7 protein-coding genes are annotated in these 7,827 nt (G+C 39.0%); all 7 read right to left on the minus strand.

Translation table 11 applies throughout. The features are described 5' to 3' along the window. Positions 1 to 627 precede the first annotated feature (627 nt). On the minus strand, positions 628 to 831 hold the full coding sequence (locus CKW00_RS13210; protein ID WP_095822958.1) for a hypothetical protein: 204 nt from the start codon (positions 829 to 831) through the stop codon (positions 628 to 630). Positions 832 to 889: 58 nt separating this feature from the next. Beyond that, positions 890 to 1,252 (minus strand): DUF3021 family protein, encoded by a 363-nt coding sequence (locus tag CKW00_RS13215; protein ID WP_040609811.1) that lies wholly within the window; start codon positions 1,250 to 1,252, stop codon positions 890 to 892. A gap of 351 nt (positions 1,253 to 1,603) precedes the next feature. Next, a complete protein-coding gene (merA, locus tag CKW00_RS13220; protein ID WP_076570160.1) occupies positions 1,604 to 3,247 on the minus strand; it encodes a mercury(II) reductase in 1,644 nt (547 codons plus the stop codon). A gap of 373 nt (positions 3,248 to 3,620) precedes the next feature. Beyond that, positions 3,621 to 4,238, minus strand: a complete 618-nt coding sequence (locus CKW00_RS13225; protein ID WP_095822961.1) for a CadD family cadmium resistance transporter — start codon at positions 4,236 to 4,238, stop codon at positions 3,621 to 3,623. Positions 4,239 to 4,317: 79 nt separating this feature from the next. Then, the gene (locus CKW00_RS13230) at positions 4,318 to 6,486 is read right to left on the minus strand and encodes a heavy metal translocating P-type ATPase (RefSeq protein ID WP_095822959.1); all 2,169 of its coding nucleotides are present in this window, start codon (positions 6,484 to 6,486) and stop codon (positions 4,318 to 4,320) included. Then, positions 6,479 to 6,847, minus strand: a complete 369-nt coding sequence (locus CKW00_RS13235; RefSeq protein ID WP_076572470.1) for an ArsR/SmtB family transcription factor — start codon at positions 6,845 to 6,847, stop codon at positions 6,479 to 6,481. Before CKW00_RS13235 ends, CKW00_RS13230 begins: the two co-directional genes overlap by 8 nt. A gap of 226 nt (positions 6,848 to 7,073) precedes the next feature. Beyond that, a complete protein-coding gene (locus CKW00_RS13240; RefSeq protein ID WP_095822960.1) occupies positions 7,074 to 7,313 on the minus strand; it encodes a hypothetical protein in 240 nt (79 codons plus the stop codon). Positions 7,314 to 7,827: the final 514 nt, after the last annotated feature.

Below are 7,827 nucleotides of genomic sequence, written 5' to 3' on the forward strand. Positions count from 1 at the left end.
AGTCCTCCTTCGGTACTTAATTCGAGGTCATGCATGACACTCTCTATCGTACCAAGGGGGCTTCTTTTATGCATCTGGCTTCTACTCCAATTTATCCTCGCATTTTTCCCTTACAGGAATGCTCCTTTACCGTTTTGAAAGAATGATTTCCTCCCCTTCTGGTTATCTACTTCTTTGTTCATTAAATTAAGTTATTAGTAATACGGTAGCACAATGATTCAATTGCACATTAACTCAATACTACAATAATTCAATAACACAAAAAAAGGCATCCTAGGGTAGATCTCAAATCACCGAATTATTTGTAGCAGAACGTTCGTCATTTGTTTACGAATGACCAGTGTTCCCTTTCCCTTATAGATATCATAAGTCATATGTAGTGTAACTTTAAAATAAAGGTTGTTCGTTTCCCTCTACAGTCTCAATGCTTTAGGAGAGTGTTCATCAACATTCAAGATTGAACATGGATTGAACACTCTAAACACCCTAACTGGCGGTAATCTATTTTGTTCAATTAGATTATACCCTATTTGAACATTCAATGTAAAAAAAGGTTGCCTTCATGGCAACCCCTAAACCTTAAGGCAAATGGTTTTATTCAGCAATCGCGCCCGATGATGGAATACTTTATTGTGCCAATCTTTGTCTAAAATTCTTATAAAATCCAAATATGCTTTCGGTTGCAAAAATAATCCCTAAGATTAAGTAAAGCAATGCTCGATTCATCTCATTCCAACCAGCAATAGAAGCAATAATTACCCCTATGGCAAAGATGAATATAAATGAGTGAAATATTAACTTGAATCTTCTATAGCTTTTATTTTCATCCAATGCTTTTACACTCCCTTTCTTATTCCGCGAAAGCGCCCGTTAATATAATACTTATTTATCACCATGAAAAAACTTTGGCCAATGTAAATAGAACAAGCCATAAAATTGCACCAACCAAAACAAAAAAGAGAAATATTTTTAACGCATCAAATACGGAAACAATTGTAAACCATCCACTCAATAATAATATGGGATAAACAGTTATTAGCATGATTAAAAAATGAATGGCGCTTTGCTTAGTTAAACTCCAATGATCTATGTTATAAATTACGGTTGCCGCACCAACAAAAAGAGCGATTAAACTCGCAAAAAATGTGCTTTTGGCATCTGAATATTTTCCTTGGAAATTAAGTAGTAAGGCGATACCGACCATAATGATAAAGGGTATCCCTCCTCTTAAGAGAGCATTGATAACCAACACTTTTTGCAACACCTCGCTTATTTTATATCAAAGGTCACTATTAAGCAATATGGCCCGTTTGTGGCATTGTCACCATCCATCCAGACAATGCCATTATATCAAACGTCTTTATACATGATCAGCCTTTATTTCAAAGCCAAAGGCAGAAATATAAGAATAACAATCTTCAAGAGAAGAAAATGCTTGTTCGGTTTCATCTGCTATAACTTCCTATAGACCGTGAGCGTTACAGGGAGTTTCTGCTTGGTAATCTGTTCCTATCCTAATAAAAAAGGTTGCCTTCATGGCAACCCCCTAAGCCTTAAGGCAAATGGTTTTATTCAGCAATCGCGCCCGTTTGAGGAAGCTCAATTAACCTGCACAACAAGATAATTTAGAAACGTCCTTATCAAAAGTCAAGGCTGCGAGTTTCAAACCTTCAGCCATGGTTAAATAAGGCGCAAAGCTATTCGTAAGGTCATCAATGGTCAATCCGAATTGCACCGCCAACGTCGCTGTATAAATAACATCCCCGGCATTTTCACTGACGATATGGGCACCGATTAATTTCCGAGTTTGACCATCCACGATAAGTTTATAGACACCGGTTGTTTCCTGATTAACCAATGCCCTCGGCACAGCGTCCAACGGCAGAACCGACGTTTTCACGTCGTAACCTTTTGCTTTGGCTTGTTGCTCGGTCAGGCCAACCGTCGCGATCGACGGGTTCGTGAAAGTCACCCCGGGCACAAATCGAAGATCGATTTTCCGTTTGGTCACACCGAGTGCATTGTCCGCGACAATACCCCCTTCATACGCCGCAACATACACGAATTGTGAACCGAGTGTCACATCCCCTGCGGCATAAATGCGGTCATTAGTCGTTTGCAAAAATTCGTTGGTAAGCACTTCCCCTTTTTTGCCTGTTTTCACACTGGCTGCTTCCAGATTTAGGCTCTCTGTGTTTGGCTTTCTGCCTGTTGCCACCAATATCTGATCGGCTTCAATAACTTGTTTTTCGCCATTCACTTCAATCGTCACGCTTTTGGTATCACCGTTTTGCTCGACTTTTTGATAGGTAACCCCAGTGATCAGGTTGATCCCCTGCTCCCTTAAAGCTTCATCGATGGCGTCGGAAACCTCCGGCTCGTACGTTTTAAACAAACGCTCACTTCGCTGCATGAGCGTCACGTCTGTTCCGAAATTGTGAAACATTTGGCCCAATTCCGCGGCGATGTACCCGGAACCGATCACGGCAAGGCGTTTTGGTACTTCTTTCAATTCAAGGGCTGTCGTGCTCGTTAAATAATCGACGTCCTTCAATCCCGGAATATCTGGAACGGCCGGATTTGCCCCCGTTGCAATTAAAAAGCTTTTGGCTGTGATGTGCTCTCCATTCACTTGAATCGTTTTTTCATCAACAAACGAGGCTTCACCACGAATCAAATCAAATCCATATTCGTCGATCAGATTGATATATTTTTCCTGACGCATTTGACTGACCAATTCATCTTTTTGCTCGGTCAATTTCGCAAGGTTAACACCACCAGCACCTGTTTGTAATCCGTTAAATGGATGGTTCTGTGCCAATCCATTGATGTCACCGGCACGAAGCATGGTTTTTGATGGGACACAACCGATGTTGACGCAGGTCCCCCCAACCGTGCCACGTTCCACCATGGCCACTTTGGCGCCGTTTTCGCTCGCTTTGATTGCGGCTGAAAAGGCCGCACCACCTGACCCGACAATCAGAAGGTCATAATCGCCATCTCGATCGAATGCCACAAAGCTGCCAGTAGTTTGAATTTCTTCTTCATCGGGGTGATAGCCAGTCTCCTCAATGTTTTGCTTTGCTTGGTCGATCCAGTCCTCGCTTAATTGAAAAATCGCCTCGCCGCGCCGAAAATTAGCTGACACATTTTTGGCACCGGCTTGTTCCAACGCTTCGGTTACATGTTCTTCACAACCCGTGCAAGTCATGCCTTGCACGGGTAATTTATATTGATTGACGGTCATTTGAATCCCTCTTTCTGCTTAGAAAATAAAGGTCATTCGGGGTAAATTTCTTCCACAATATGGCCCGTTTGTGGCATTGTCACCATCCATCCAGACAATGCCATTATATCAAACGTCTTTATACATGATCAGCCTTTATTTCAAAGCCACAGGTAGAAATATAGGAATAACCATCTTCAAGAGAAGAAAATGCTTGTTCCGTTTCTTCTGCTATAACTTCCTACAGACCGTGAGCGTTACAGGGAGTTTCTGCTTGGTAATCTGTTCCTATCCTAATAAAAAAGGTTGCCTTCATGGCAACCCCCTAAGCCTTAAGGCAAATGGTTTTATTCAGCAATCGCGCCCTTTTATGGAACATCGTACCAATCCCTTATTAAAACAGAAATGAGAATAAAACGTTGAATGTCCCATTTTCAAACATAATGTAAATTCCTAGCCCTATAAAAACAATTGGAACAATCCAGCGTTCATAATTCTCAATTTTCTCCGATATATAGCTTATAGAAGCAAAGCGATAACTGACATAACATAATACTGCAACCATAATGAAAAAAACAATAATTGCAGTCAGGATTTCAAATGCATTTAACGCCGTAAAATATGGTATGTAAATTGAAAAATCATCTGCACTGGAAGCCAATACAATGAAAGTAACCGTCAAAAATAATTGATTAAATCGATTGGAGGAAAAAAGAGATAAAATATTGCTTTCATCTTCATCCTCTTCTCCCTTAATCCAGACTTTAATACCCAAGTAAAGTGGTAAAAGCCCAAGTAATCCTATTACCCATTGCTGAGGGATTAAGTTCGCAACTCCAAGAGAAACTAACAAACTTGCTGTTATAATAATTGCAGTTCCGATATATTGCCCTATCCAAATATGTTTCGCCTGTCCTTTTTTTATTTGCGAAAACAAAAGTATTAATATAACAAGGTAATCAATCCCTGTTGCTACATAAACCGCAGCAGCTGTAAGTATTGTTGTAATCATTTTTCCAACTCCAATGTTTAGGGATAAGGGCTTTTCTTCAAATTGAAAAGCCCTTCCGTAAATTTCACACATATAGTACCTATTTATCCTTCACTCTCATCAGTCGTAAACCATTTAACGCTACTAAAAGAGTTGCACCCATATCCGAGAGAATAGCAATCCAAAGTGTTAACCAGCCCGGAATGACTAGAAGTAAGGCAATGAATTTAATAGCAATGGCAAAAGCTATGTTCCCCTTGATAATATTTAACGTTTTTCGGCTCAGTTTAACAGTAAAGGGAAGTTTCCTTAAATCATCACCCATTAAAGCAACATCTGCCGTTTCAAGTGCTGTATCAGTACCAGCTCCACCCATGGCTATCCCAACTGTAGAAGCTGCTAAGGCCGGAGCATCATTGACACCATCCCCCACCATAGCAACATGGTTATGCTCCGATTTTAATTGTTTAATTACATCCAATTTATCCTGTGGTAATAACTCTGATTGAACATCCGTTACGCCGACATGTTCACCTATCGCATTTGCAGTGCTATGATTGTCACCTGTAAGCATAACCGTTTTTTGAATTCCTGCTTGATGTAACTTTTGAATAACTTCCTTGCTTGATTGCCGCACTTCATCTGCAACAGCAATAATAGCTTCAATCTTATCCTCTGTCCCTGCGACCATAACTGTTTTTCCTTGCTTCTGAAGTGTTGCAACATCCTGTTCTATTGCCTTACTAAAATTAGATACCGATAACTCTTTAAATAATTTCGGATTTCCAATATAATACATCTTCCCATTTATCTTACCCATTATCCCTTTGCCCGTAATTGAAGAAAAGTCTTCTACGAGTATGTCAGAATAAGAAATATTATCACTGTCAGCTTTATTCATAATCGCTGACGCTAATGGGTGCCCGGAACGATATTCTAATGCAGTTATGATTGACAGCAGTCCTTGTTCATCTGTTTGATCTTCGATTACGCTATAATCTGTTACAACAGGAACACCTTTGGTGAGGGTACCTGTCTTATCAAAAGCGATAGCCTTCAATCCACCGATTTCTTCTAGGTAAACGCCACCTTTTACAAGGATACCTTTTTTCGCAGCATTTCCTATTGCAGAGACAATGGATATTGGAGTAGAAATAACCAACGCACAAGGGCAACCAACGACAAGAACAGCTAAACCTTGATAAATCCATGTTTCCCAACTTCCATCAAAAAAGAGAGGGGGGGCCACAGCAACTAGCGCTGCAATAATCATAATGATAGGAGTATAATATTTTGCAAACTTATCAACAAAAGCTTGGGCTGGCGCACGCTCGCCTTGCGCTTCCTCAACAAGATGAATAATTTTAGAAATCGTTGTATCTTCAACCAATTTTGTGATTTTTACTTCAAGCAATCCTTCTTCATTAAGCGTACCTGCAAAGACTTCATCTTCGACAGTTTTTTCAACAGGAACCGACTCACCTGTTATTGCTGCTTGGTTAATGGCAGAGTAGCCATTAACAATAATGCCATCCATCGCAATCTTTTGCCCTGGCTTAACAAGCATAATATCGCCAATCTCGATATCATTGACATGAACCTTTATTTCCTGTCCATTTCGTCTCACAAGTGCATCTTTGGGGGCAATATCCATCAATGAACTAATTGATTGTCTTGCTCGATCCATCGAGAACCGTTCTAAGGCTTCACTAAGGGCAAAGAGAATGACAACAATCGCAACTTCTGCCCATTCCCCTATAATAACGCCGCCGATAACGGCAATTGTCATAAGGGTCCGCATATCAAACTCTAACCGAACTAAATTTTGCAATCCTGTTTTAAAGAGTGATAGCCCACCAACAATCATTGATGTAATAAATAGCAGTGCAGTAACAATATTATCATTCCCATTAACGGACATGGAAAGAAAACCGAAAGCTATAAATAATACCGAATAAAGCAGCGTACTGTGCTTTTTATAAAATGGTACTTTGTCTTCCTGTTCTTTTTTTTCCTCACCCGGTTCTTCTGAGGATTTCTCAGGTACCACTTTAAGATTCTCAAAAGCACCTGCTTTTTCTAATTCCTCTACAGTCGTTTCACCATAAACAGAGATTTTGGAAGCACCAAAATTGACTTTTGCATCCTCTACTCCTGGAATATCCTTAACATTTCTTTCAAATTTACCTGCACAATTTGCACATGAAAATCCCTGGACCCGATAGACGTTCATTTCTTCTTCCATTGGTTCTATCTTTTGTTCAGACATTGACCTTCACTTCTTTCTTATGTGTTAAGGCAATCATCATTATCTGCCTAATATGTTCATCATCTAACGAATAGAAAGCGAGTTTTCCTTCTTTTCTTAAGTTGACAACACCTTGCTTATAAAGCGTTCGTAAATGATGAGAAGCATTTGCTACCGTAACACCTAAAATATTTGCTATATCACAAACACATAACTCTTCATCCTGACACAAAGCGTAGGTGATTTTTGCTCTGTTTTCATCAGCAATTGCCTTTAACATTTGGGTAACACCAGAAATATCAACTGTTTCTAAATCCCCTTGTATTCGATTAACCTTTTCTTCGTCATAACAAAAAATTTCACACGTATCTTTCTTACTCATATTACCACCCCATCATCATTCAAGTTTTTACTTGAATAAAGCGTAAACTATTTTAAGCTTATTAGTCAAGTGAATATTTGAATGAAAAATAAAAAGAAGAATCGGGGTATGTACCCTAATTCTTCTTCAACTTTTTATTTATTTATTTGAAAAAGTTATTCCAGAATATGGCCCGTTTGTGGCATTGTCACCATCCATCCAGACAATGCCATTATATCAAACGTCTTTATACATGATCAGCCTTTATTTCAAAGCCAAAGGCAGAAATATAAGAATAACAATCTTCAAGAGAAGAAAATGCTTGTTCCGTTTCTTCTGCTATAACTTCATACAGCCCATGAGCGTTACAGTGAATTTCTGTGTGGTCATTAAGATCATAACTTTCTCCTGTTTGTAATGATTGGAGGTTTTGATACAAAGGGTCTTGGTCAACGTTCAGAAAGTCATAAATATTACTTTGATTCATTGTTTTACCGCCTTTCTGTATAGTAAACAAAAGAGAGGGATACGAACCCTTATCCAAGATGTAGAATTCTTCCGACTTTAGCGTGGAATAAAAGGATTCGATGACGGCATTATCAAAGCCATTTTATAAATTTTTCTCTTATTGCTTTTTTCACTATCCTGCCCTACTGCTTAATACCAATTTATTTCAATATAAGTAATCCAGTTCAATGATCTTGGTAAAATTAAGACGCCCATCTTATTCCAGTTAAACGCCCGATTCTTGAACAGCAGAAAACATTAATATATTTTAATTACATTTTTTGAATAATAAAGATTAACAATCCGACAATTTTAGATTAAAAATGTCGAGTGCGTTTATAACGACTTTGATATGATGTATCCATAAAAGGAGCATTCCTGTAAGGGAAAAATGCGAGGATAAATTGGAGTAGAAGCCAGATGCATAAAAGAAGCCCCCTTGGTACGATAGAGAGTGTCATGCATGACCTCGAATTAAGTACCGAAGGAGGACT

The organism is Salimicrobium humidisoli (assembly GCF_002295105.1).
In the GTDB taxonomy this organism is placed as follows: domain Bacteria; phylum Bacillota; class Bacilli; order Bacillales; family Halobacillaceae; genus Salimicrobium; species Salimicrobium humidisoli.

Bases quoted from the DNA above. Each gene is read 5' to 3' on its own strand.
- CKW00_RS13230 (WP_095822959.1), bottom strand. From the start codon at position 6,486: ATGTCTGAACAAAAGATAGAACCAATGGAAGAAGAAATGAACGTCTAT.
- merA (WP_076570160.1), bottom strand. From the start codon at position 3,247: ATGACCGTCAATCAATATAAATTACCCGTGCAAGGCATGACTTGCACG.
- CKW00_RS13240 (WP_095822960.1), bottom strand. From the start codon at position 7,313: ATGAATCAAAGTAATATTTATGACTTTCTGAACGTTGACCAAGACCCT.
- CKW00_RS13235 (WP_076572470.1), bottom strand. From the start codon at position 6,847: ATGAGTAAGAAAGATACGTGTGAAATTTTTTGTTATGACGAAGAAAAG.
- CKW00_RS13225 (WP_095822961.1), bottom strand. From the start codon at position 4,238: ATGATTACAACAATACTTACAGCTGCTGCGGTTTATGTAGCAACAGGG.